The organism is Anaerofilum hominis, assembly GCF_014287275.1.
GTDB classification, from domain to species: domain Bacteria; phylum Bacillota; class Clostridia; order Oscillospirales; family Ruminococcaceae; genus Pygmaiobacter; species Pygmaiobacter hominis.
Genome location: NZ_JACONZ010000002.1, coordinates 481,516 through 504,854, shown reverse-complemented (window position 1 = coordinate 504,854; position 23,339 = coordinate 481,516). Strand labels below are relative to the sequence as shown.

The 23,339-nt window shown below is 63.8% G+C and carries 25 protein-coding genes; 8 read left to right on the top strand and 17 right to left on the bottom strand.

Annotated features, from left to right (window positions below; translation table 11 throughout):
- Positions 1 to 6 precede the first annotated feature (6 nt).
- From rplC to H8S23_RS07310, 7 genes are all read right to left on the bottom strand, one after another.
- Entirely contained in the window at positions 7 to 639 is a 633-nt protein-coding gene (gene rplC, locus H8S23_RS07340; RefSeq protein WP_186887679.1) for a 50S ribosomal protein L3, read from the bottom strand.
- A 103-nt stretch (positions 640 to 742) separates the two neighbouring features.
- Entirely contained in the window at positions 743 to 1,054 is a 312-nt protein-coding gene (gene rpsJ / locus H8S23_RS07335; RefSeq protein ID WP_186887678.1) for a 30S ribosomal protein S10, read from the bottom strand.
- Between the two features lie 484 nt (positions 1,055 to 1,538).
- Positions 1,539 to 3,287, bottom strand: a complete 1,749-nt coding sequence (locus H8S23_RS07330) for an Rqc2 family fibronectin-binding protein (protein WP_186887677.1) — start codon at positions 3,285 to 3,287, stop codon at positions 1,539 to 1,541.
- Positions 3,277 to 3,876, bottom strand: a complete 600-nt coding sequence (locus H8S23_RS07325) for a hypothetical protein (RefSeq protein WP_186887676.1) — start codon at positions 3,874 to 3,876, stop codon at positions 3,277 to 3,279. The genes H8S23_RS07330 and H8S23_RS07325 overlap by 11 nt, the downstream gene beginning before the upstream one ends.
- A gap of 90 nt (positions 3,877 to 3,966) precedes the next feature.
- Positions 3,967 to 4,710 carry a Nif3-like dinuclear metal center hexameric protein gene (locus H8S23_RS07320; RefSeq protein ID WP_186887675.1) on the bottom strand — a complete coding sequence of 248 codons (744 nt, stop codon included), beginning with the start codon at positions 4,708 to 4,710 and terminating at the stop codon, positions 3,967 to 3,969.
- The gene (locus H8S23_RS13955; protein WP_186887674.1) at positions 4,698 to 5,390 is read right to left on the bottom strand and encodes a tRNA (adenine(22)-N(1))-methyltransferase; all 693 of its coding nucleotides are present in this window, start codon (positions 5,388 to 5,390) and stop codon (positions 4,698 to 4,700) included. Before H8S23_RS13955 ends, H8S23_RS07320 begins: the two co-directional genes overlap by 13 nt.
- The gene (locus tag H8S23_RS07310; protein ID WP_186887673.1) at positions 5,390 to 5,590 is read right to left on the bottom strand and encodes a DUF1858 domain-containing protein; all 201 of its coding nucleotides are present in this window, start codon (positions 5,588 to 5,590) and stop codon (positions 5,390 to 5,392) included. The genes H8S23_RS13955 and H8S23_RS07310 overlap by 1 nt, the downstream gene beginning before the upstream one ends.
- 208 nt (positions 5,591 to 5,798) lie before the next feature.
- Here H8S23_RS07310 and H8S23_RS07305 point away from each other — a divergent pair, with 208 nt between their 5' ends.
- Complete coding sequence (locus H8S23_RS07305; protein ID WP_186887672.1) at positions 5,799 to 6,020, top strand: DUF378 domain-containing protein; 222 nt, start codon at positions 5,799 to 5,801, stop codon at positions 6,018 to 6,020.
- Between the two features lie 78 nt (positions 6,021 to 6,098).
- Here the strand turns inward: H8S23_RS07305 and H8S23_RS07300 are convergent, their stop codons facing one another.
- The 3 genes from H8S23_RS07300 to H8S23_RS07290 all read right to left on the bottom strand — a co-directional run bounded on the left by H8S23_RS07300 (position 6,099) and on the right by H8S23_RS07290 (position 9,725).
- On the bottom strand, positions 6,099 to 7,202 hold the full coding sequence (locus tag H8S23_RS07300) for an endonuclease/exonuclease/phosphatase family protein (protein ID WP_186887671.1): 1,104 nt from the start codon (positions 7,200 to 7,202) through the stop codon (positions 6,099 to 6,101).
- Positions 7,203 to 7,420: 218 nt separating this feature from the next.
- Entirely contained in the window at positions 7,421 to 8,446 is a 1,026-nt protein-coding gene (locus tag H8S23_RS07295) for an LCP family glycopolymer transferase (protein WP_186887670.1), read from the bottom strand.
- A gap of 151 nt (positions 8,447 to 8,597) precedes the next feature.
- Entirely contained in the window at positions 8,598 to 9,725 is a 1,128-nt protein-coding gene (locus tag H8S23_RS07290) for an FtsW/RodA/SpoVE family cell cycle protein (RefSeq protein ID WP_243165916.1), read from the bottom strand.
- Between the two features lie 363 nt (positions 9,726 to 10,088).
- On the opposite strand from H8S23_RS07290, the gene tsaE reads away from it, so the two are divergent.
- From tsaE to H8S23_RS07255, 7 genes are all read left to right on the top strand, one after another.
- Entirely contained in the window at positions 10,089 to 10,514 is a 426-nt protein-coding gene (gene tsaE / locus H8S23_RS07285; RefSeq protein ID WP_186887669.1) for a tRNA (adenosine(37)-N6)-threonylcarbamoyltransferase complex ATPase subunit type 1 TsaE, read from the top strand.
- A complete protein-coding gene (gene tsaB / locus H8S23_RS07280; protein WP_186887668.1) occupies positions 10,511 to 11,224 on the top strand; it encodes a tRNA (adenosine(37)-N6)-threonylcarbamoyltransferase complex dimerization subunit type 1 TsaB in 714 nt (237 codons plus the stop codon). The genes tsaE and tsaB overlap by 4 nt, the downstream gene beginning before the upstream one ends.
- Positions 11,221 to 11,667 carry a ribose 5-phosphate isomerase B gene (rpiB, locus tag H8S23_RS07275; RefSeq protein WP_186887667.1) on the top strand — a complete coding sequence of 149 codons (447 nt, stop codon included), beginning with the start codon at positions 11,221 to 11,223 and terminating at the stop codon, positions 11,665 to 11,667. Before tsaB ends, rpiB begins: the two co-directional genes overlap by 4 nt.
- A 91-nt stretch (positions 11,668 to 11,758) precedes the next feature.
- Positions 11,759 to 12,388: a uracil phosphoribosyltransferase gene (upp, locus tag H8S23_RS07270; protein ID WP_186887666.1), complete on the top strand. Its 630-nt coding sequence runs from the start codon at positions 11,759 to 11,761 to the stop codon at positions 12,386 to 12,388.
- A gap of 21 nt (positions 12,389 to 12,409) precedes the next feature.
- Entirely contained in the window at positions 12,410 to 12,646 is a 237-nt protein-coding gene (locus H8S23_RS07265; protein ID WP_186887665.1) for a hypothetical protein, read from the top strand.
- 331 nt (positions 12,647 to 12,977) lie between these two features.
- Positions 12,978 to 13,418 (top strand): LytTR family DNA-binding domain-containing protein, encoded by a 441-nt coding sequence (locus H8S23_RS07260; protein ID WP_186887664.1) that lies wholly within the window; start codon positions 12,978 to 12,980, stop codon positions 13,416 to 13,418.
- A 10-nt stretch (positions 13,419 to 13,428) separates the two neighbouring features.
- Positions 13,429 to 13,902, top strand: coding sequence for a DUF3021 domain-containing protein (locus tag H8S23_RS07255; RefSeq protein ID WP_186887663.1), 474 nt, complete (start codon positions 13,429 to 13,431; stop codon positions 13,900 to 13,902).
- An 88-nt stretch (positions 13,903 to 13,990) separates the two neighbouring features.
- Here the strand turns inward: H8S23_RS07255 and proS are convergent, their stop codons facing one another.
- The 7 genes from proS to H8S23_RS07220 form a co-directional block, all read right to left on the bottom strand.
- The gene (gene proS, locus H8S23_RS07250) at positions 13,991 to 15,430 is read right to left on the bottom strand and encodes a proline--tRNA ligase (protein ID WP_186887662.1); all 1,440 of its coding nucleotides are present in this window, start codon (positions 15,428 to 15,430) and stop codon (positions 13,991 to 13,993) included.
- Positions 15,431 to 15,517: 87 nt separating this feature from the next.
- Entirely contained in the window at positions 15,518 to 15,745 is a 228-nt protein-coding gene (gene acpP, locus H8S23_RS07245) for an acyl carrier protein (RefSeq protein WP_186887661.1), read from the bottom strand.
- Positions 15,746 to 16,046: 301 nt separating this feature from the next.
- Positions 16,047 to 17,408, bottom strand: a complete 1,362-nt coding sequence (locus H8S23_RS07240; protein ID WP_186887660.1) for an amidohydrolase — start codon at positions 17,406 to 17,408, stop codon at positions 16,047 to 16,049.
- A 254-nt stretch (positions 17,409 to 17,662) separates the two neighbouring features.
- On the bottom strand, positions 17,663 to 19,018 hold the full coding sequence (locus H8S23_RS07235; protein WP_186887659.1) for an amidohydrolase: 1,356 nt from the start codon (positions 19,016 to 19,018) through the stop codon (positions 17,663 to 17,665).
- Positions 19,019 to 19,126: 108 nt separating this feature from the next.
- Positions 19,127 to 20,581: a permease prefix domain 1-containing protein gene (locus tag H8S23_RS07230; RefSeq protein WP_186887658.1), complete on the bottom strand. Its 1,455-nt coding sequence runs from the start codon at positions 20,579 to 20,581 to the stop codon at positions 19,127 to 19,129.
- Complete coding sequence (locus tag H8S23_RS07225; protein ID WP_186887657.1) at positions 20,581 to 20,955, bottom strand: PadR family transcriptional regulator; 375 nt, start codon at positions 20,953 to 20,955, stop codon at positions 20,581 to 20,583. Before H8S23_RS07225 ends, H8S23_RS07230 begins: the two co-directional genes overlap by 1 nt.
- Positions 20,956 to 21,390: 435 nt before the next feature.
- On the bottom strand, positions 21,391 to 23,178 hold the full coding sequence (locus H8S23_RS07220) for a phosphoenolpyruvate carboxykinase (GTP) (protein ID WP_186887656.1): 1,788 nt from the start codon (positions 23,176 to 23,178) through the stop codon (positions 21,391 to 21,393).
- Positions 23,179 to 23,339 lie beyond the last annotated feature (161 nt).

Genomic DNA, 23,339 nt, shown 5'->3' with positions numbered 1-23,339 from the left:
CCTCCTTTACGCCTTAACGCTGTCATGGATGGTGACCACGCTGCCCTTGGCACCGGGGACCGCACCCTTGATAGCAATAAGATTATTTTCCGCATCGATCTTGACAACGGTCAGGTTCTGGATGGTGACCCGCTCCGCGCCCAGGTGGCCGGGCAGCTTTTTGCCCTTGAACACACGGGACGGGGTGCTGGTGGAACCGTTGGAACCGGCGTGGCGCGAGACCGGGCCGGTGCCGTGGCTCTCGCGCAGGCGGTGGCCGTTGAACCGTTTGATGGTGCCCGCGTAGCCCTTGCCCTTGCTGATGCCGACCACGTCGATGTGGTCGCCGGCCGCGAAGGCGTCGGCCTTGACGATGTCGCCGACCGCCAGGCCGGAGATGTCGTCAATACGGAACTCGCGCAGGGTCTTTTTGGGGGCGACGTCCGCCTTGTCGAAGTGGCCCTTGGCGGGCTTGGTGACCTTCTTGGCGGAAATATCGCCGTAGCCAAGCTGCACAGCCTGATAGCCGTCGCTCTCGACGGTCTTCTTCTGCACCACGACGCAGGGACCCGCCTCGATGATGGTGACCGGCACGACTTTGCCGTTCTCATCGAAGAGCTGCGTCATGCCCAGCTTCTTGCCGATAATACCTTTTTGCATGTTGTTTGCCTCCTAAAGTGGTTATTGGTTGGGGGCTGCCGCCCTCAACATGACCTCTCCGCTGGTCTTTACCGAGATCGCCGCATCTACTTTAATAAGTATCTTACAGCTTGATCTCGATGTCGACGCCGGCGGGGAGCTGCAGGCTGGTGAGAGCCTCGACCGTCTTGTTGGACGGCTTCAGGATATCGATCAGGCGCTTGTGGGTGCGCATCTCGAACTGCTCTCGGCTGTCCTTGTACTTGTGCACCGCGCGGAGGATGGTGACAACCTCTTTGTCGGTGGGCAGGGGGATCGGGCCGGAAACGCGGGCGCCGGTGCGGCGCGCGGTCTCCACGATCTTCTCTGCGGCAGCGTCGATCAGCTGGTGATCGTAGCTCTTCAAACGGATCCTGATTTTCTCCTTGACTGCCATGAAATCGCCTCCTTAAAATTTTGCCTGGCGGTTCGATAAATACGGAACACCGCGCCGGGTGTTTCACGCTTTTGCATGAAGAAAGCCGGTGAACCGCAAAACGCAGTTCCCCCGGACACACATCACGCAAAGTTCGTGGAAATTGGGTCCCGAAAGGGGCCATATCCCTTTGCCATCCGTATTTTTTCGCCCGGTTCTGGATCGGACATACTCGGCGGAAAAACCCACGAAAAACGTGGCAACCTCCCGCGTCAACGCATATCGCAGCTCTGCACAGGGTGCAGAGCCCTCGCAGTCGCCTAATCATAATACAATAAAACCCCCTGCGATGCAAGGGGTTTTTGAAAAAAACTTAGAATTTTTTTGCAAAATTTTGTAAGGCTGCACAAATCCGTTCGGGGGCGCACACGCCGCAGCAGCGGCAGGCGGGCGGCGGCTTTTTCCGCCGCGCGGCCGCGCCCCGGAAAGGGGGCCCGGCAGGCGGTCACCTGCCCGCCCCAAGCTTTTCCAGCACCTGCGGGTCGGGGGTGACATAGGCGGTCTCGTACTTCTCATACAGCACCATCCCCGGCTTCAGGTCGCCGGTCTTGCGGATATTGCGCACCTCGGTAAGATCCACCGGCACCTTTGCCGAGGCCGCCTGGCTGGAGTGGAACACCGCCAGCATGGCCGCCTCGTTCTGGGTGGAGAGCGGGATCTCCCGGCCGCCGGAGAGGACCACCGTGTGGCTGCCCGGCGCGTCCTTGACGTGGAACCAGAGGTCCCGGCCGCGGGCAGTGTGCAGGGTCAGCCTGTCGTTCTGGGCATTGTTGCGCCCCACCAGGATCTCAAACCCGTCCGATGAGGTATAGCGCAGGAAATCCGCGGGCTTCTGCTTTTTTTCCTTGCGGCGGTCATTCTTCAGATAGCCGCCCGCTTTCAGCTCGGCGCGGATCTCCGCCAGCGCGGCCTCCCCGCCGGCCTGCCCCACCTCGTAGAGGACCGTCTCCAGATAGTCGATCTCCCGCTGGCCGTCCGCCAGCAGCTTTTTCAGCATCCGCGCGGCGGTCTGCTTCTTCTTGTATTCTTTAAAGTACTTCTGCGCGTTGGCGGACGGCGAGAGCCGCACATCCAGCGGGATGGAGACCTGGGTGCCGTCGTAATAGTTCTCCACCGTGACCTCCCGCGCGCCGCGCTGCACCGCATAGAGGTTTGCCTGCAGCAGCTCGCCCCAGACGCGCAGGTGGTCGGCTTTCTCGGTGGCCGCCTGCTCTTCCAGGCGGGCCGCCTGTTTGCGCTTTGCCCGCTCGCAGAGGTTCTGCACCGTCTTGCCCAGATTGCGGCTTTTCTGCCGCAGCCGCTCCGCCTGATCCTTGGCGGCATAATAGGACTCCAGCATACCGCAATAGCTCTCGCAGGGGCGCAGCTCACAGCGGGGCTGGTACTGGGTGAGGGGGATGAAACTGTACTCCACCGGCTTGCCGGTCTCGTCCACCACCACGGTCGGCTGGCCGCCCGCGGCGAACGCGGCGCGGACCTCCGCCGCAGCGCGGGCCAGGGCCTGTCTTTGCCCCGCATCGAGCTCCCCGGTAAAAAAGCGGCCCTCGCCCAGGGCGCGATAGGCGATCTCACGGCAGACGGCCGGGCCGATGCCGCTGACCGCTTTCATCACCGCGTCCCCTGCCGGGGCATCGAAAGAAAAGGTCCTCTGCAGGAACTCCTCCTCCCCGGCCTCAAAAAAGTCCGGCTTGTCCTGCCGGGGCGGCAGCGTATACGCCAGCCCGGGCAGCAGCGGCCGCACCGCGGAAGCGTCCAGGTCCACCCGCTTGAGGGCGTCGACGACCCTCCGCTCCCCGTTGACCACCACGATATTGGCATACCGGCCCATCAGCTCGGCCGCCAGGGTGACGGGCACCTGATCCCCCATCTCGCTGGTGCAGGTGAAATCAAAAAAGACCAGCCGCTCCCCTTTTTCCGCGCGCACGTGGTCCAGGCGGCCGCCGGAGAGGTATTTGCGCAGCAGCATGCAGAAAGAGGGCGGCACCTGCGGGTTTTCAAAGCTTTCGGTGGTGATGCCGATGCGCGCGGCCCCGCTGCGGGCCGACAGCAGCAGCTTGGCCCCCCCGGCGCGGCTGCGCATCATCAGCACCACCTCGTCCCGGGTGGGCTGGAAGATCTTGTCGATCCGGGCCCCCGTCAGCCGCGCGTCCAGTTCCCCCGCCGTGAGGGCGAGCGTCGCCGCATCAAGCGCCATTGCCGTCCCCCTCCTTTCTCAGCTCAGCCATCTGCTGCTGTACCGCGCTCTGGGCCGCGTCGGCGTCGATGCCGTAAAAGACAAAGAGTTCGCGGCGCCGCGGTCCGTCGTAACTGGCGCGGGGCGCATCGAAATACAGCTCTCCCCTGCCGTCGCCTCCCATCCGTTTTTTCAGCGCGCGCACCGCCCCCAGAGGCAGCGAGCGCACCACCCGGTCGGGACGGGTGGTCACGATCATTGCCCGCTGGTCGGTGACCGCATACACGGAACTCTCTATCCGGGTGCGCTGCCGGGCCGGGTTCAGGTATGCCATCCACAGGCCGAGCGCCCCCCAGGGCAGCGTGAACAAAAGAAAGACGAGCCCCATCAGTTCGCCCAAGAACACGACCGCCGCCAGGAGAGGAAGGGCCGCACTGAGCCAGCACGCCAGCCATATGATCCCACACAGGCGGACAAGCCAGGTGCCCCGCACCCTGATCCGGCCGCGGGGCGCGCCCTGCCAGATAAGCGTTTCGCCCGGCGCCAGCTCCGCCTCCAAAACGCCGCGCTGCTGCTCTTCGCGCTGATAATCCTCAAATTCCTCCAGCATCTGTCTCTCCTTTTAAGTATCCCTTATCTGCCGCCGCACGAAAGCGCCCCGCGCGGGCGGCTTTTGCGCGCCAGCGCCTGCGGCACCGTATCACAGATAGACGAACGGGTCGCGGCAGCGCTTGCTGACCAGCACCCGCAGCTCTGGAAAACGGCGCTTGAGTTTGTCGCCCAGCACCGGCATCAGCGGAAATTCAGTGGCAAAATGCCCCGCGGCCACCAGGCTCAGACCCAGCCGTTTTGCATCCAGCGCGTCGTGATGTCCCGCCTCCCCCGTGAGCAGGCAGTCGGCCCCCGCCGCCAGCGCAGCCGGGATAAAGTCTCCGCCCGAACCGCCCACGACGGCCAGGGTGGAGACGGGCCGTCCCGCGTCGGCATATTTGACCGCCGCGCCGAACTTTTCTCTGCACAGGGCGGCCAGCTGCGGCGCGCTGGTGGGGGCGCGCAGGCGGCCCACCCGGCCCATGCCGTCCAGCTTTCTGACCTCCTGCAGGCCGAAGATGATGGCCAGGATATCGTTGACCCCTCCGTCCGCCGCGTCCATATTCGTGTGCATGCAGATCCCGCTGATGCTCTTTTTGATCATGCGGAAAGCCACGTCCGACCGGCCCACCGCTTTCAGGGGATGGAAGATGACCGGATGGTGAGAGACGATGAGCTGGCAGCCCGCCATCTCCGCCTCGGACACCACCTCGTCGGTGATGTCCAGGGCCATCATCACGCTGGTCACATTGCTGCCGCAGTCCACCAGCGCGCCCACATTGTCCCAGTCCTCTGCCAGCGCCTGCGGCGCCAGTTCGTCCAAAAATGCGCGGATCTCTTCTACTCTCGGCACTCCGCCAGCTCCCTTCCGATCTCGTCCGCCAGCCGCCGCAGCGCGTCCAGGTCCGTCTCCCCGGCGCGTTCGCGGCCGCGCAGCTCCTTTTCCAGCTGCCGCAGCAGCTTGGCAAAATACGCCTCTGCCGCCGGGCCGCGCTGCCCGCGCAGCAGGCCCAGCCAGCAGAAAAGCGGCCCCGGCGAGACCTGCTCGCCCGTGTAGGCCGCCTGCAGCACTGTATAGCAATAACGCCCCTCGGCCACCGGGATCTCCCGCAGCAGGGCAAAGCCGTTCCCGCACAGCCAGCGCCGCAGCTCCGGCTGGCCGCTGGCGGGCAGGAGCACCAGATTGCAGCCCTGCCGCCGCACCCAGGGCGCGGCGGCCAGGATCCCGGCGATGGTCTCCCCTCCCATGCCCGCGATCACCACGTCCTCCACTTCGCCCGGGCGCAGCACCGACAGCCCGTCGCCAAGGCGGCAGTCCACCCTGCCGGTCAGCCCGCGGGCCGCCACCAGCTGCCGCGCCTTTTCCAGGGGGCCGGGCCGCAGGTCGGCCGCCACCACAAAGGGGCAGCGGCCGCTCTCGGCCAGAAAGACCGCCAGGCGGCCGTGGTCGCAGCCGATATCGGCCGCGCGGCTGCCGGGGCGCACCAGCCCGGCGGCGGCGGCAAGCCGCGCGCCGGGCGCAAGCGGCCGCATTACTTGCCGGCGACGGCCGAGTTCAGCTTTTCGACCAGGGCGTCCGCGTCGGTGCCATGAACATAGCAGGCCTGCGCGATCGTCTCGCCGCGGGAGGAGGGGCAGCCCAGGCAGTGCATGCCGATCTCCAGGAACAGGGGCGCGGTCTCGGGAGCCGCGTCCAGGATATCGCCGATGATGGTCTCTTTTGTGATCGTCATTTTGTCATACCTCTTTCTTTGCATTTTTTCACAGCCGGCGCCGTGCGCCGGACGGGTGTGCGTCAGATATGTATTACTATACCCCAAAATGCCCCTACATTGCAACCGTGCCCCGCAAAAGCGCCGCATATCTTTTCAAAAAGCGGGTATTCTATGGCCAGGACCCAGAATCTTGGCGGGCACGGCCCGCCTGTGGAGGAATTGCGACATGATCAAAAAAATATGCCTGGTACTGCTTATCATCGGCGGCCTCAACTGGGGGCTGGTGGGCCTGTTCCGCTTTGACTGCGTGGGCTGGCTTCTGGGCGGCACGGCTTCGATCTTCAGCCGTATCGTCTTTACCATCGTGGGCCTCGCGGCCATCGTCGCCATCCCCATGCTGTTCGAAAAGGATCGTCCCGAACAGCCCGGCAGCCCTGAAAGCGAGTGACCGGCACAAAAAAGACAGCGGGCGCGGGGGACGTTTCCCCTGTGCCCGCTGTCTTTTTGCCTTTTTCTGCGCGCACCCTCACTCCAGCACAAAGGTGAGCAGCACCGGGTTGTGGTCGCTGTAGGCAAAGCCGGTATCGATGTTTTCCGCCGTGGCCGTCAGATTGTCGCTGACGATAAAGCCGTCCAGCACCGCCGTGTAGTTGAGGCCCGGCGTGTAGGGCATATCGCTGCTGCGGCAGGTGGGCACCCGGGTCAGGTTTTCCGCTTCCACCACGTGGAAACCCTCGGGCAGGTCGCTGTCGCTGAACTCAAACACCCAGTCCGGGACCTGCTGCCCGCTGGCAAAGGCCTGCACCGTGCCGCAGAGCGCGTGGTTGAAATCGCCGCCCACGATCACGTAATTCCCTTTTTCCCGCTCTTCCCGCAGCACGCCGCCCAACAGCTCCAGCTGGGCCGCGCGCACGGTGCCGCCCGCGTCGTAGGCCGACATATGGCTGTTGATCAGCACCAGCTCGCCGCCCCCCTCCACCGGCAGCCGCTGCACCGAAAAGCAGCGGTCCAGGTCGAAAAACCGGGTCGGGAAGCTCTCGTCCACCGGATAGCTGCGCCGCTCGGCCTGCGCCACCGCATAGCGCGACAGGGTGAGCAGCCCAGCCTGCACGCTGCCGTGCATCTCCTGCAGCGGATAGGCCAGATAAGCGGAGTGAAAATTGGAGGCAAAGACCGACCCGTACTGCAAAAAGGCCTGCCGCACCATCTGGGACTGATCGATGTGAAAGCTGCGGGTGGCGTCGGTATCCACCTCCTGCAGCAGACAGAGATCCGGGTCAAGGCCCTGCAGCGTGTCCACCGCGCCCTGGGTGTTGCTGAGGACGATCTCCCTGCTCTGCGCCCTGCCGTGCTTTCCCTGCACGGGGGTGCCGTCTTTCATGGTGCCGGTATCCATAAAAAACGAAAAGTCCGGGTCATAAGCGCCGAACCCGATATTGTAGGTCGCCGCGGTGTAGGCCTGGCCCCGCCGCAGCTCCGCCCCCTGCGGGTTTTCCACCGCAAGGGGCTGGTGGTCGGGGATGCGGTCATACTGCACCACCATGTACAGCACATAGCCCCCCACCGCCAGCACGGCCGCGCCCAGCAGCGCACCCACAACGGCGACAAAACGCTTCCATCCTCGTTTCATTTTCCGCCTCTTTCCTCCCGGGGAGAAAACAAAAAGCGCAGGGCGGTCTCCCGGTCAAGGAAGCCTCCCCGCGCTCTTTTTCTCCTGCGGAACGTTTCTTTGTGCCCCATATGATAGCACTTTGGCCGGCCCGCAGCAAGCCGCGGCGGCAGTTTTTGGCGATCCTGCCGCAAGAGGGGCGGGCTTTTTCGTGAAGATACCCAATATACGGGACCGGCTCAGCCCTCTGCGCCGGTCAAAAAGCGGTCCAGCCGCTCGGCTTCGGCGGCAAAATCACAGCCGATCAGGCTTTGGCCCGACGGCAGCCGGATGCCCCAGCAGGCCTCCTCGTCCGGCACGGTCAGCTGGCCGGCGTCGCTGCCCAGCAGCGCGGGCATCTTGAACGCCAGCTGCCACAGCTCGCCGTTGGTCAGGTTGGTCTCGATCATGGGCAGCAGCTTGTCCGCGATCAGGCTGATCTTGGCCGGGCTGAGGGTCGCGATCTGGTCCGCTGCGGCCTGCAGCACCCTGCGCTGGCGCTCTACCCGCTGCCAGTCGCTGTCCAGATGGCGCATCCGGGCGTAGACCAGGGCCGTGGGGCCGTCCAGACGCGCGGGGCCGGCCGACCACTTTTCCTCCCCGGCGATGCCGTTCATATAATCGGCTTCGGCCTGGGTCAGTTCCACCTCCACGCCCCCGATGTCGGTCACCCCGGTCTCAAAGATGGAAAAGTTGATGCGCACATACCGGCTCACATCCACCTTGTAATACTCTCTCAGGGTCTGCATGAGCAGTTCGGGCCCGCCGTAAGCAAAGGTATGGGTCAGCCAGTCGTCCCCCTGGCCGGGGATCGAGACGCCCACCCCGCGCTCAAACGAGACCAGCTTCCAGGTGTTGGCGCTGCTGTTCACCGAGAGCAGCAGGATGCTGTCCGCGCGCGCGGAGGCGGAGAGCTCGTCCTCCCGTTCGTCCGAGCCCACCAGCAGGATATTCGTGATGCCGTCGTGGACGTTGACCTCCCCCTCGGGCGGCTGGATGCTGCCCCCGTCCTCCATCACGTCGATATAGTCGAGGTCCAGGTGATCGAAAGAGAGTTCGTCCCCCGGCGGGATCTCCCCCGCCCCGTAGCTTGCCGAGCGGTCGAGCAAGCTCAGCTTGCCGTTGATAAAGGCCGCCGCCAGGGCGGCCGCCAGCACCAACAGCGCCAGCACCGCGCCCACGGCGATCAGGACGGCTTTTTTTCTTTTTGACAGTTTGGTTCTCACCGCACTCGCCTCACTTTCTTTCCGGGCGGCTTCAAGGCGCTTATTGTAGCCCCTTTCTGTTAAAATTCAGTGAAAACCCCGGCGGCTTTTCAAAAAAAGAAGCCCGCGGTAAAAACCGGATCTGGCTTTTACCGCGGGCGGGAGACAAAATTCAGCTGTCGAACAGGTTGCGCTTGTTGTGGGTATAGACCGAGAGGGCCAGCCCCATACAAAGATAGAGCATCAGCACCGAGGTGCCGCCTGCGGTAAAAAAGGGCAGCGTGATGCCGATGACCGGCAGCAGCGACAGGTTCATGCCCACGTTGATGATGGTTTGCCAGAGGATGACCGCCGAGATGCCCACGCAGATCAGGGCGCCCAGCCTGTCCTGGCTGCGGAACGCCGTGCCCACCAGCTTGGCCGCCAGGCCGAACAGCAGCCCCAGCACCAGCAAACTGCCGATGATGCCCAGCGATTCGGAGATATAGGAAAAGATGAAATCGTTTTGGGCCAGCGGCACCGGGTGATGCTCCACCCCGAAAAAGCCGCGCCCGGTGATCTGCCCCGCGCCGATGGAGATGCGCGCCTGATTCTGCTGCCACATGACGTCGGTGTAGTTTTCAGGGTCGAACAGCCCATAGATGCGCCGTTTCTGATACTCCTCCATGATGCCGAACCAGAGCAGCGGCACCGCAGCCGCGGCAAGGCCGCAGCCCGCATAAATAAACTTGCGCGGGAGCCCCGCCACAAACATCATAGACACGCCGATGAACAGAAAGATCAGCGCCGTGCCGTCGTCGCCCTGAAAGTGGATCAGCAGCAGGGGCGCGCCCAGATGCGCCAGCAGCGCCATCAGGGCGGAGGGCTCGTTCATCCTGTCCTTGGCGTTGTCCAGATGCAGCGCAAAGGACAGGATAAAGCTGATCTTTGCCAGCTCTGTGGGCTGCAGCGAAAGGCCCATGGGCAGCTCGATCCAGGACTTATTGGTGGTGCCGGGGGGCGCGTAGCCGATCACGAAAGTGAGCAGCACCAGCCCCCAGGACAGCGCCACGTGAAAGGGCCAGCTGGCCGCCAGCGCGTGGTAGTCAAAGGTGGAGAGGATCACGGCGCACAGCAGCCCCAGCGCCGCCGCGCCCGCCTGCACAAGGGGCAGGCGGTAGTTGGCGAACAGGCTGTTCTGCGCGCTGGCGCTGTCGTGGGCGATCGAGGTCAGGGCCACTACCGACAGGGCGCTGCAGGCCATGCACAGCAGGATAAACAGTTTGTCGGTGGAACGGATATATTCTTTGACGGCTTTCAAGTCAGGTCTCCTCACTCCGGGGCTCTGGCCCCGCATCGGTCTTGCTGTCGTTATCGCCCGCAGCAAAAAGCAGACCCGTCTAAAGGACCTGCGTCCCGCCGCCTGGGCGGCAGACGGGACAGACAGCCGGAAAAACAGCCTTTGCCCTGCTGCGGCTGTTTTATAGTATAACATAGAAACTGGGGATTTCGCCCCCGCGGGCCAAAATTTCAAAATCTTTTAACGATTTGCCCCCGCGCGCCCCGCCGTGCCCGGCGGGGGCTATTTCGCAGAGGGCGGAAATGTGCTATACTTTTTAGGAGATCCCCCATAAAGGACCGTCTGCATCCGCAGGGCGGCGGAGGGAAAAGGAGGAGAAAAGAGATGGGCGTTCACCTCTCCCACTGTAAAGAGGACACCGAGGCGCTGGGCGCCCGGCTGGCGCAGGAGCTGCGGGGCGGCGGCCTGGTGGCTTTCACCGGGGGCCTGGGTGCGGGCAAGACCGCGTTCTGCGGCGGCCTTGCCCGGGGGCTGGGCTGCGCCGACCCGGTCAGCAGCCCCACTTTCAGCATCGTCAACGTCTACCGCGGCCCGGTGCCTCTGGCCCACTTCGACATGTACCGCATCCATTCGGAAGAGGACCTGTACGCCTGTTCTTTCTATGACTACCTGGACGCCGGGGCGGCGGTGGCGGTGGAGTGGAGCGAGAACATCGAGGACTTTATCGAGGAGCCCTGCATCCGCGTCTCCATTGAAAACCTGGGCGGGGACGAGAGAAAAATCACTGTGACAGGAGCTGAGAGCCTTTGATCATCCTTGCGCTCGATTCCTCCGGCAGGGCGGCCGGCACCGCCCTGCTGCGGGACGGCGAACTTTTGTATGAATCCTACCTCAACAACGGCCTTACCCACAGCGAAACGCTGCTGCCCATGGCCGAGGCCGCGCTGTCGGCCGCCCATATCTCCACAGCCGATCTGGACCTGCTTGCCGTAGGCGCCGGGCCGGGCAGCTTTACCGGGCTGCGCATCGGCATGGCCCTGGCCAAGGGGCTGGCGCTGCCGGGAGAGCTTCCCTGTGCGGGCGTGTCCTCCCTGGAGGCGCTGGCCCGCAGCGTCTTTCTGCCCGACGGCGCTTCGGTCGTCGCCGCCTCCGACGCGCGGCGGGGCGAGGTGTATTACGCCGCTTTCACCCGCGAGGGCGAGGCCCTGCGCCGCCTGTGCCCCGATACCGCCGGAAAACCCGGCCCCCTGGCCCAACTGCTCGCCGGATGCAAAAAACCTGTTTTTGTGGTTGGTGACGGGGCACAGGTGTGCTATAATAACCTCAGAGAAAATCTGCCGCTGGAGCCCGTCCCCGCCCCCTGGCGTCTCGGACGAGCCACCGGGGTCGCTTTGGCGGGCCTTGCCCTGTGGCAAGCGGGCGGGGCAGTCCCCGCCGGCGACCTGCGCCCCGCCTATCACCGGCTGAGCCAGGCCCAGCGGGAGCGGCAGGAAAAATTAAAGGAGAGTGAAAGATCATGAGTTTGATCGCACTGGGCGCCGACCACGGCGGGTATGCCCTCAAGGAAGCCATCAAGGCGCATCTGGACGAGCTGGGCGTGGCCTATAAGGATTTCGGCTGCTTTTCTGAGGAGAGCGTGGACTATCCCGACATGGCCGCGCCGCCCTGTGAGGCCGTGGTCTCCGGCGAATGCAGCAAGGCCCTGCTGTTCTGCGGCACCGGGGTGGGCATCAGCATCGCCGCAAACAAGATCAAGGGCATCCGCGCCTGCTGCTGCAGCGATATCTTCAGCGCCAAATACACCCGCCTGCACAACGACGCCAACGCGCTGTGCCTGGGCGGCCGTGTGGTCGGCGTCGGGCTGGCCATCGAGCTGGTGGACGTCTTTTTGAACACCGACTTTGAGGGCGGCCGCCACGCCACCCGCATCGCCAAGGTCGCCGCGCTGGAAGAAAAGCGGTAAAATTTGTATTTCCCGCCCTGCCGCGTCCGGCGGCAATGACAGGTGCGGCCATTCTTTATCCCATCACTGCCGCCGGAGAATGGAGATACAGATGAAAGAGCCCATGATCCTGAACCACCCCCTGCTGCAGCACAAGGTCAGCCATCTGCGGGACGTCAACACCGGCACGAAAGAGTTCAAAGAACTGGTCAGCGAGATCGCGATGCTGATGTGCTACGAGGCCACCCGCGACCTGCCCACCCAGGAGGTGGAGATCACCACCCCCATCACCACCGACAAGTTCAAGGTCCTGGCCGGGCGCAAGCTGGCGGTCGTGCCCATCCTGCGCGCGGGCCTTGGCATGGTGGACGGGGTGCTCGCCCTGATCCCGGCCGCAAAAGTGGGCCACATCGGCCTTTACCGCGACCCCGCCAGCCTGGAGCCGGTAGAGTATTACTGCAAACTGCCCGCCGACATCTCCGAGCGGGAGGTCATGGTGGTGGACCCGATGCTGGCCACCGGCGGCAGCGCCAGCGACGCCATCACCCAGATCAAAAAGCGCGGCGCCAAGACCATCAAGTTCCTGTGCATCATCGCCGCGCCCGAGGGCATCAAGCGGCTGCACGACACCCACCCGGACGTGGAGATCTACGCCGCCGCGCTGGACAAATGCCTCAACGAGCACGGCTACATCGTGCCGGGGCTGGGCGATGCAGGCGACCGCATCTTCGGCACGAAATAAGCGCAGGGGAGCTGGTCCCATATGTTGAAAAAGCTGATCGTTCCGCTGTTTGCCCACTTGCTGCTGCTTGCAGCGGCGGTCTGGATGCTGCTGGTCCTGCTGCAGCAGAGCGTTTTTACCGGCGTACTCAAGTGGGTGATGGCAGGCTGTGCGGCGCTGCTGATCCTCTGTATCGCCGCCGCCTATCTGCTGCGGGTCGTGGATTATCTGCAGCAGCGCAAAAAAGCGGAGGACGCGCAGCTTCCCCCGGAAGAATAAGAAAAACGGCCCCCCGGTTCATCAAAGCCGGGGGGCCGTTCTGCCGTCAAAGGAAAAACCACGCCGCGCCGGGGGCAGCAGCGCCGGTGCCCGGGCCGGGAGACCGCAGGCAAAGCGCACAGCGCTTTGTTCGCAGACGCCGCCCTCCCCTTTTTGCGGGACGCAGACCCCACAGGACCAACGGGCCTCTGTGCCCGCCTCCCCGCGCCGCTCTGCGCACCGGCTAGGCCATTTCCCCGCCATCTGTGCGCCAAAACCGACCATCCGTGTCCCGGCGGTGGAAGATCTTCGCCGGGGCGTTTATACTGATACTGTAAGGAGGCGATCTGCGATGGAGATCGAGATCAGGATCGACAGCTCCTGCCGGGAGCCAAAGGCGGTGATCTTCACCGACCGCGTGACAGAAGAGGTGAACGCGATCGTCCAAAAGCTGTCCGGCGGGCAGCCCGCGCTGCTGGCGGGCTTTCGGGACGGGATGCTGGAGATCCTGGACCCCGGCGCGGTGCTGCGGGTCTACGCCGCCGCGGGAAAGGTCTTTGCCGCCACGGAAAACGGAGAATACACCCTGCGCCCGCGGCTGTACGAGCTGGAACAGACGCTGGCCGGCCTGGGCTTCGTGCGCATTTCCAACTCCGAGATCGTCAACCTGAAAAAGGTGCGCGGGTTCGACCTCAGCTTTGCCGGCACGATCTGCGTCTCCCTTTCAGACGGTTCGGCGACCTATGTCTCCCGCCGCTATGTCGCCAAAATCAAACAAGTATTGGGAATATGAGGTGAACATGATGAAAAAAAAGATCTTGCTGCTCTGCCTGCTCGGGGCCCCGGTCGGTCTGGCCCTCAGCACCCTGATCACGATCGCGATCTCCTTTTCTGTGGGAGACGGCGTCTTTTACCCCGTCGTACCGCAGCTGGCGGCGCAGTGCGGGGGCGAGCTGAACGCCGTGCTGCTGCAGGCCGGGTGTTCCATGCTGTACGGCGCCGCCTGGGCGGGCGCCTCGGTGATCTGGACCCTGGAGGGGTGGAGCCTGCTGCGCCAGACCGTCACCCATCTGCTGGTCTGCTCCGCCGCCACCTTCCCCATCGCCTATCTGATGTACTGGATCCCCCACAACGCGGCGGGGGCCCTGCTCTACTTCGGCATCTTCGCCGGCATTTATCTGGCCGTCTGGCTGCTTCAGTACGCGGCCACCAAAAAGAAGCTGCGCCAGATCAACGAGCGCCTGCGCGGGGACGGGGCCCAGCCCGGCCAAAGCTGAACCGGCGGCCCAAAAAACAGCAGAAAGGGACGGGACCCGGCCGGGTCCCGTCCCCTTTTTGCGCTCTTGTTTTTCAGCGGCAGCGCGCTCAGTACGCCTTGCCCCAGACGACCATCGTTTTGGCCGGCCTGCCGCAGCAGGGGCAGACATCCGACAGCTGCTCCTGCGCAAAGGGCATGCAGCGGCTGGAAAGGCCGGCCTCCTCTTTCATCTTTTCCTCACAGGCGGCGTCCCCGCACCACATGGTCTTGATAAAGCCGGTGTGCTCCCCGGCCAGCCGCTTGACCTCTTCCATCGTGACGGCGCTCCAGGTGCGGCTTTCGCGGTTCTCCAGCGCGCGCTGATAAAGGCTGTCGCCGAGCTCGGTCAGCAGACGCCCGATCTCCGCCTCCAGCTGTTCCAGCGGCACAAAGGTCTTTTCGCGGTTGTCGCGGCGCACCAGCACGCACTGGCCCTTTTCAATGTCCTTGGGGCCGATCTCCAGCCGCAGGGGCACGCCTTTCATCTCATACTGGCTGAACTTCCAGCCCGGCGAATTGTCCGAGTCGTCCAGATGCACCCGGAACGCCGCCGACAGGCGCTGTTTCAGCTCCTGCGCCTTGTCCAGCACGCCCGGCTTGTGCTGGGCCACCGGCACGATGGCCACCTGGATGGGCGCCACGGCGGGGGGCAGGATCAGTCCCTCGTCGTCGCCGTGCGTCATGATGATGGCGCCCACGATGCGGGTGGACATGCCCCAGCTGGTCTGGAACGGATACTGCAGCTTGTTGTCGCGGCCGGCAAAGGTGACCTCAAAGGCGCGGGAGAACCCGTCGCCAAAGTAATGGCTGGTACCGCTCTGCAGCGCCTTGCCGTCGTGCATCATGGCCTCGATGGTATAGGTGGCCTCGGCGCCTGAAAACTTTTCACTCTCGGTCTTGCGGCCCTTGATCACCGGGATGCGCAGATATTTTTCACAGAATTCGGCGTAGCAGTTGAGCTGCTGCTCGGTCTCGGCGACCGCCTCCTCGGCGGTCTCATGGATGGTGTGGCCCTCCTGCCACCAGAACTCGCGGCTGCGCAGGAAAGGCCGGGTGGTCTTTTCCCACCGCACCACGCTGCACCACTGGTTGTACAGCAGCGGCAGGTCGCGGTAGGACTGCAGCACATGGGCGAAATGATCGCAGAACAGGGTCTCGCTGGTGGGCCGCACGCACAGGCGCTCTTCCAGCTGCTCGCCGCCGCCCATGGTCACCCAGGCGCACTCGGGGGCAAAGCCCTCCACGTGGTCTTTCTCTTTCTGCAGCAGGCTCTCGGGGATAAACAGCGGCATGGCCACGTTCTGGTGCCCGGTGGCCTTGAACATGCCGTCCAGGATGTGCTGGATGTTCTCCCAGATGGCATAGCCGTACGGGCGCAGGATCACACAGCCCTTGACGGAAGAATAGTCCACCAGCTCCGCCTTTTTGCAGATATCGGTATACCACTGCGCAAAGTCCTCGTTGATGGGGGTGATGGCCTCCACCATTTTTTTGTTCTGTTCGCTCATTCGCCTTGACACTCCCTTTTTCATCCGAAAAAACAAAGCCTCCTACGTTCACGGTTCGGAGGCTTTGCTGCTCTGTTTTTTCAACGATCAGGTGTTCTCTTCGATATAGCGCACCACGTCGCCGACGGTCTTGATGTTCTCGATCTCCTCGTCGGGGATCTCAATGCTGAACTCGTCCTCAAGGGACATCACCAGGTCGACCACGTCGAGGGAATCCGCCTCGAAGTCCTCGACGATATCAGAGTCCATCGTGACTTTATCCTCTTCCAGATCCAGCTGATCGCAAAGGATCTCCCTGACTTTTTCAAAAACCATTGATCGTTCCTCCTAGAGAAATTTCCTATACACTTTTATACCGTCTTTTAGATGCCTTGTCAAGGCGTATCTGCAAAAGATTTTGAGAATCTTGCCGCCGCCGGGGCCCCCGGCGCGCCCCGGCCCCCAAAAGCCGCGGAACGCAGCCGCCCCAAACCCTTTGATCTGAAAAAAAGCGCGCAGAAAGCACGCCCTGAAAAGAGCTTTTCGCTCAGCCCGGGGCGTGCTTTCCGTTTTCGGCTATTTTATTTTTCCTCTGCAGCCGCCGCGCCGGGCCCCACGACAGGGGCCCCCGCGCCGCTCACTGCTCTTTTTTGCCGACGATGGGCAGCGGGGCAGCTTCCACCACCTCGGTGGTCTGCATGCTCTCCATGAAAGCGATGTACTCGTCCTTGCTCATCACCGGCTTGTAGTCGGCGATGTTCTCCTTTGCCGCGGCGGCGCCGTCTTTCATCAGGCGGTAGGCGGTCAGCGCGAAGATCTTGGCAGTGACCACATAGGCCAGATACTCGTCGGTGACCCGGATGTCGGGGTTGTGCAGGTTGCCGGTGTAGCCGCCGGTGGCAAAGTGGACCAGCGGCATCAGGGTGGCCACGTCGCCGAAGTCGTCCGAACCGGTGGAATGCTCGGTCAGATCGCGGCGGCTGGTGTATTTGCCCTCTGCGGCGATATCGTCCAGCACGCTCTCCAGCACCTCGGTGTGCGGGTTGACCACGTTGGACATGTAGCCGGCCATGGTCTCGATGGTGACGCCGCAGCCGGTGGCCATGGCGGCCGCTTTCAGCGAGCGGTCCACCTTTGCGGCCGCGTCCTTATAGGCCTCGGGCGTTTTGGCGCGCACCGAGTACTGCATGGTGACGTTGTCCGCAATGACGTTGACCGCGGTGCCGCCGCCGGAGACAAAGCCGTGCACGCGCACGGTGTCCTCGTCGCGGAAGCTCTCCTGCTGCAGGGCGATGTTCACCATGGCGGCGGTGGCGGCGTTCAGCGCGTCCACGCCCTCATGGGGCATACCGGCGGCGTGGGCCGCGCGGCCCTTAAAGGTGACGGTCTTGTTGACAAAACCGTTGCTGCTGTTGTTGTAAACGCCGTAATCCGCACCCGGGAAGATGTGGTGGCCCAGCGCGATGTCCACATCGTCGAACGCGCCCACCCGGATCAGCTCGCATTTGCCGCCGCCGTAGCCCAGTTTGCCGTCTTTCATCAGCTGCGCCTTATACTCCACGTCCACGAATTCTTCCGCGGGCACAGCCATAAAGCAGACGTTGCCGCCCATGGCCGCCGCCACCTCGGGGTCGGCCAGCGCCATCGCCGCGCCCACCACGCCGGTCAGCTGCGCGTTGTGGCCGCAGCAGTGGGAAGCCCCGGTCTCAGACCACGCATCGGGCTGGTTGGGGATGGGCAGCGCGTCCATCTCGCCGATCACCGCAAGGGTCGGGCCCTCGGCGGCCCCCTTGGGCTTGAGGTAGCTCTTCACGCCGGTGATCGCAAGGCCGGTCTCAGAGTCCATCCCCAGCTTTTTCATCTCCTCGACGAACTTGCCGCTGGTCCGCGTCTCCTTGTACCCCAGCTCCGCGTGGCAGAAGATGTCCCGGCCAAAGGCCATGATCTCCTCTTTTTTGCCGTCGATGATCTCGCAGATCTTTTGTTCGATCCTGTCCATGTTTTTGTCCCTCCCGAAATAAGTTTCCCCACTGGCGCTTCAATGCGTCAGTGCGGATGATCTCAATAATCTCATTATATCGCCCCTGCTGCGGATTGTCCAGCGCAAAACGCCGTTTTCCCCCCGCCTGCCGGGGGCGTTCCGCAAAAAGAGCGGGCCGCACCGCGGGGCGTCCCCTGTCCCGCGCACAAAAAAACGGACAGCGCGTCAAACGCGCTGTCCGCAGGGGACCTTTGGTCAAAGCAAAGCCTGCCTCACTTGCCGACGATGGGCAGCGGGGTCGGCGCGACCTCTTCGGTGGTGAGCATGCTCTCCATGAAAGCGATGTACTCGTCCTTGCTCATCACCGGCTTGTAGTCGGCGATGTTCTCCTTTGCCGCAGCGGCGCCGTCTTTCATCAGGCGGTAGGCGGTCAGCGCGAAGATCTTGGCGGTGACCACATAGGCCAGATACTCGTCGGTGACCCGGACGTCGGGGTTGTGCAGGCTGCCGGTGTAGCCGCCGCTGTAGAAATGCACCAGCGGCATCAGGGTGGCCACGTCGCCGAAATCGTCCGAACCGGTCATGTGCATCTCGGGGCCCATGTCAAACCGCTTGTTGTACTTCTCATCGGTCAGGTCCTTAAGCACGCTGTCCAGCACCTCGGTGTGGTTGTTGGGCACGCCGGACATATAGCCCGGCAGGGTCTCGATGGTGACGCCGCAGCCGGTGGCCATGGCGGCCGCTTTCAGCGAGCGGTCCACTTTCAGCGAGGCGTCCCGGTAAGCCTCGGGCGTTTTGCCGCGCACCGAGTACTGCATGGTGACATGGTCCGCGATGACGTTGATGGCGGTGCCGCCCTCGGAGACAAAACCGTGTACGCGGATGGTGTCCTCGTCGCGGAAACTCTCCTGCTGCAGGGCGATGTTCACCAGGGCGGCGGTGGCGGCGTTCAGCGCGTCCACACCCTCATGGGGCGCAGCCGCGGCGTGGGCCGAACGGCCGGTAAAGGTGACGGTCTTGTTGACAAAGCCGTTGCTGCTGCCGTTGTAAAGGCCAAAGTCCATGCCCGGCATGCTGTGATGGCCCAGCGCGATGTCCACATCGTCAAACGCGCCCACCCGGATCAGCTCGCATTTGCCGCCGCCGTAGCGCAGCTTGCCCTCTTTCATCAGGCCGGCGCGGTACTCCACGTCCACATATTCCTCCGCGGGCGCGGCCATAAAGCAGATGTTGCCGCCCATGGCCGCCGCCACCTCGGGGTCGGCCAGCGCCATCGCTGCGCCCACCACGCCGGTCAGCTGCGCGTTGTGGCCGCAGCAGTGGGAAGCCCCGGTCTCAGACCACGCGTCGGGATGGTTGGGGATGGGCAGCGCGTCCATCTCGCCGATCACCGCAAGGGTCGGCCCCTCAGTGGATCCCTTGGGCTTGAGGTAGCTCTTCACGCCGGTGATCGCAAGGCCGGTCTCGGCGTCCATCCCCAGCTTTTTCATCTCCTCGACGAACTTGCCGCTGGTCCGCGTCTCCTTGAACCCCAGCTCCGCGTGGCAGAAGATGTCCCGGCCAAAGGCCATGATCTCCTCTTTTTTGCTGTCGATGATCTCGCAGATCTTTTGTTCGATCCTGTCCATATGTATGCCCTCCCATGATAGGCGCGCGGCGTTTTTGCCCCGCGCGAGATTCGTTATCTCTATTATATAACCCCTTGGGAGGTGTGTCCAGAGAAAAACAATTGTTCTTCAGCGGCGAAACCGGATCGAGAGCACCCCGTCCCGGTAAGCCACCCGCGCCCCCTCCGGCAGGGGCGGCGCCGGGACCGCGGGCCGCCGCAGGGCAGGATCACCGACGACCGGGTCCAGACGGAAAGCCGACAGCATCAGCCCGGCCAGCAGGGCCTGCGCACAGAGCATCGCCCCGCCGCTGCCCGCAAAAGCCAGAAAACCGCCTGAGACCGGCAGCCCGCAGTTGAGCAGCAGGTTGAGGGCGTATTGGCCGCTGAGCAGCGCGGCGCAGCCGATGCCGAGCATGCGGCCCAGCGCGTTATGGGTGCGCAGCGCGGCGCGCCAGAGCAGCGCCAGCACTGCCGTGACGGCCAGCGCCAGCAGGGCGGCGGGCAGGACGCCCAGCCGCCACGCAAGGTAGCTGAGCTGGTAGCCGTCCCGCACAAAAACGCTGGAAAAGACGAACCCGGCGGGATACTGCACATCGCCCGCCGCCAGCGCCGCCGGGTCCAGCCCCTGTCCCAGCGGCACGCTGGCCCGGTGCATCAGGTCGACATAAAGCGGCAGATACCCGCGCCCCATGGGGTCGCTGGCCGGGTCCATCGCGGCCTGCAGGCGGCCGAAATAGTACTGCAGGGTACCGCCGTTCAAAATGAGGATCCCCAGCGCCACAGCGGCCAGCGCAGCGCCTGCCAGCACCGCCGCGGCGCTGGCCCGCGCCCCCAAGCCGAACCAGTTTTTGGCGCAGCACCACAGGCAGACTGCCAGACAGCAAAGCCCCAGCAGGACCGTCATCTCCAGGTGCGGCGTCAGCAGGCAGACCGCCAGACCCGGCGCCGCTCCAAAACAGCCTGTCAGCAGGCCCTGTATGCCCTTGCCCCGCTGGCGGTAGAGCAGCGCTGCGTAAAGCGGCAAAAACAGCAGCGCCAGCGGCGCGCCGTAATAAAAGCGGCCGCCGACCCGCGCACCCGCAGTGAAGCACACAACGGCGAGGACGCAGAACACCGCGTACAGCTTGCCCGTGTGCCGCTCCAGCAGCGTGATGTCAAAAAAGCGCGCCGCCAGCACCAGCAGCAGAAGCGCGGGGGCCACCGCCAGCAGTACGCCCCAAAACCCTTTGGGCACCACCAGCCACGCAGCGGCGCTGTTGACCGCCGCGCCTGCAGCCTCCCGGTCGACAGCGCAGCGCAGCAGCGCGCCTGCCAGCAGCAGCGCGCCCACCGCCGCGACCTGTCCCCAGGCAGGGCGGGGGCGGTGCACCCGGTCCAGCCCGCCGCCCACCAGCACCGGGTCCCCCATCTCGCGGGCAGCCGCGGCTGCCGCTTCCTCCGCGGGCAGCCCCCGCGCCAGCAGCGCGCCGTACTGTTCGCTGAGATGGGCTTCCAGTTCGGCCCGCACCGAGGCCTCGGCGCGCCGGCATCGCAGCTGGGCAAGCGCCTGTTCCAACCATTGTTGCAGTGTCTCCGGCAGCATCAGGCCCGCCCCCTTTCCAGCGCGGGGCAGGTCAGAAAAGCCTTGCCCAGCACCGCGTTCACCGCCCCCGAAAGGCGCTCCCACTCGCTGCGCTGCTGGCGCAGCGCCGCCCGGCCGGTGCGGGTGATATGGTAATAGCGGCGCGGTTTGCCCGGGGCGCCGCCCTCGCTTTGCCGCTCGTAGCTCTCCACCTTGCCCTCCTGCTCCAGCCCGTGCAGGATCGGGTACAGTGTGCCCGCTTTCATCACAAACGTGTCGTCGGAGCGGCGGCGCAGTTCTTCCGTCATCTGATAGCCGTACAGATCCCCCTCGCTCAGCAGCTGCAGCAGCAGCATGCCCGCGGAACCGGGCAGCAGACCCCTGCTGTTCGCCATCTTTCATCCCTCCTGATTAATATATAGATATTCTATATTTATTGTTTCCGATTATATATCGAATATCTATATATGTCAAGGGCCTGCCGAATTATTTTTGCGCCTTTTTTACAGCCGTTTCCGCTGCCCGGGCACAGGGCCGCCCCGGCAGGCCTTTGGCGGTCTTTTTCCACGGCCCGCGCACGGCTCTGCGCCGCCGGTCCTCCCCTGCAGGCCGCGGCGGGAAAGCAGGATATGGACGAATAGGTGCTTCAGGATAGAATGCCGGTCCCCTGCCGGGGGCCGCGGCGGGAAAGCTGCGCCCGCCTCGCCCCCGGCGGCAGGGCTGCCGTTTCTCCCCCGCGGACCGCCCGCGGGGGCCAAAACATAAAAAAGCGGACTGCCGCGTGTCTTCGCGCGGCAGTCCGCAATATTTATAGAAAGAGAAAGGTGTGTTTATTTGGAGAGACGGTCCTTGAGTGCGTTCAGCTCAGCGCGCAGCTCGGCGGGCACATGGTCGCCGATCTGGTCATAGAGCTCCTCGACGCCCTTGGCGTCTTCCAGCCACAGGTCCTTGTCGACGTTCAGCAGGTTCTTGACCGTGTCAAGGGTGACGCCGTTCAGATCGGTGATGTCGATGTCCTCGGCGTGGGGCAGATAGCCGATCGCGGTCTCGACCGCGTCGACCTCGCCCTTGCAGCGGTTGAGGATCCACATCAGCACGCGCATGTTGTCGCCGAAGCCCGGCCAGATGAAGTGGCCCTCGTCATCGGTGCGGAACCAGTTGACGTGGAAGATCTTGGGGGCCTTGTCGCCCAGCTTTTTGCCCATGTCCAGCCAGTGCGCAAAGTAATCGCCCACATTGTAGCCAAAGAACGGACGCATGGCCATCGGGTCGCGGCGGACCACGCCCACGGCGCCGGCGGCGGCGGCGGTGGTCTCAGAAGCCATCGACGAGCCCACATACACGCCGTGGTTCCAGCTGAAGCTCTGGTACACCAGCGGGGCGGTCTTGGCGCGGCGGCCGCCAAAGACCATCGCGGTCACAGGCACGCCGTCCGGATTGTTGAACTCTTTGGACAGGCAGGGGCAGCCGGTGGCAGGGGCGGTGAAGCGGCTGTTGGGATGCGCCAGCTTGCCGCCGCCCGCTACGTACTCCTTGCCGTCGACAGCCAGGCCGGTCCATTCCTGCGCGTCCTCGGGCGGGTTCTTGTCCAGGCCCTCCCACCACACGGTGTTGTCGGTCAGGTTGTGCGCCACGTTGGTGAAGATGGTGCCCTGCCGGGTGGTGGCCAGCGCGTTGGGGTTGGATTTTTCGTTGGTGCCGGGGGCGACGCCGAAGAAGCCGTTCTCGGGGTTGATGGCGTAGAGGCGGCCGTCCGCGCCCACGTGCATCCAGGCGATATCATCGCCGACGGTCCAAACCTTATAGCCTTTCTTGGCATAGATCTCGGGCGGGATCAGCATGGCCAGGTTGGTCTTGCCGCAGGCGGAGGGGAAAGCGGCGGTGACGTAGTCCACGTGGCCGCTGGGGTCCTCGACGCCCAGGATCAGCATATGCTCGGCCATCCAGCCCTCTTTGTAGCCCTGATAGCAGGCGATGCGCAGCGCGAAGCACTTTTTGCCCAGCAGGACGTTGCCGCCGTAGCCGGAGTTGATCGACCAGATGGCATTGTCCTCGGGGAAGTGGACGATGTAGCGGTTCTCGGCGTCGATGTCGGCGCGGGCGTGCTGGCCGCGGACGAAATCGTTGGAATCGCCCAGCTGGCGCAGGGCCTTGATGCCGATGCGGGTCATGATGTCCATGTTCAGCACGACGTAGATGGAGTCAGTGACCTCGATGCCCACCTTGGAGAAGGGGCTGCCGACAGGGCCCATGCAGTAGGGGATGACATACATGGTGCGGCCTTTCATGACGCCCTTGTACAGCGGGGTCAGCTTGGCTTTCATCGCGGTCGGCTCCATCCAGTTGATCATGGCGCAGTCGTCCGCCTTGTTGGAGGTGCAGATAAAAGTGCGGTCCTCCACACGGGCGACGTCGTTCTTCGCGGTGTGGTGCAGTACGCAGCCGGGGAGCTTCTCCTGGTTCAGCTCGGTCAGCTCGCCGGTCTTGAACGCCTCTTCGCGCAGGGCGCGCAGCTGGCCTTCAGAGCCGTCGATCCAGATGGTCTTGTCCGGGGTCATGAGGTCTTCCATCTCTTTGACCCAGTCCAGCACATGCTGGTTGGAGGTTAAACTACTCATAAGACATAACTCACCTTTCTCTATAAAATATCGAACATCCTTTTGATTCTGGACTCGCTTCCAACAAAATCCGAAATCAGATTTATTGTAGCACAGCGTTAAATATTTAGCAATATACAAAGCATCCAAAAACCCATGATTTTGCTATGACAAACGCCTCT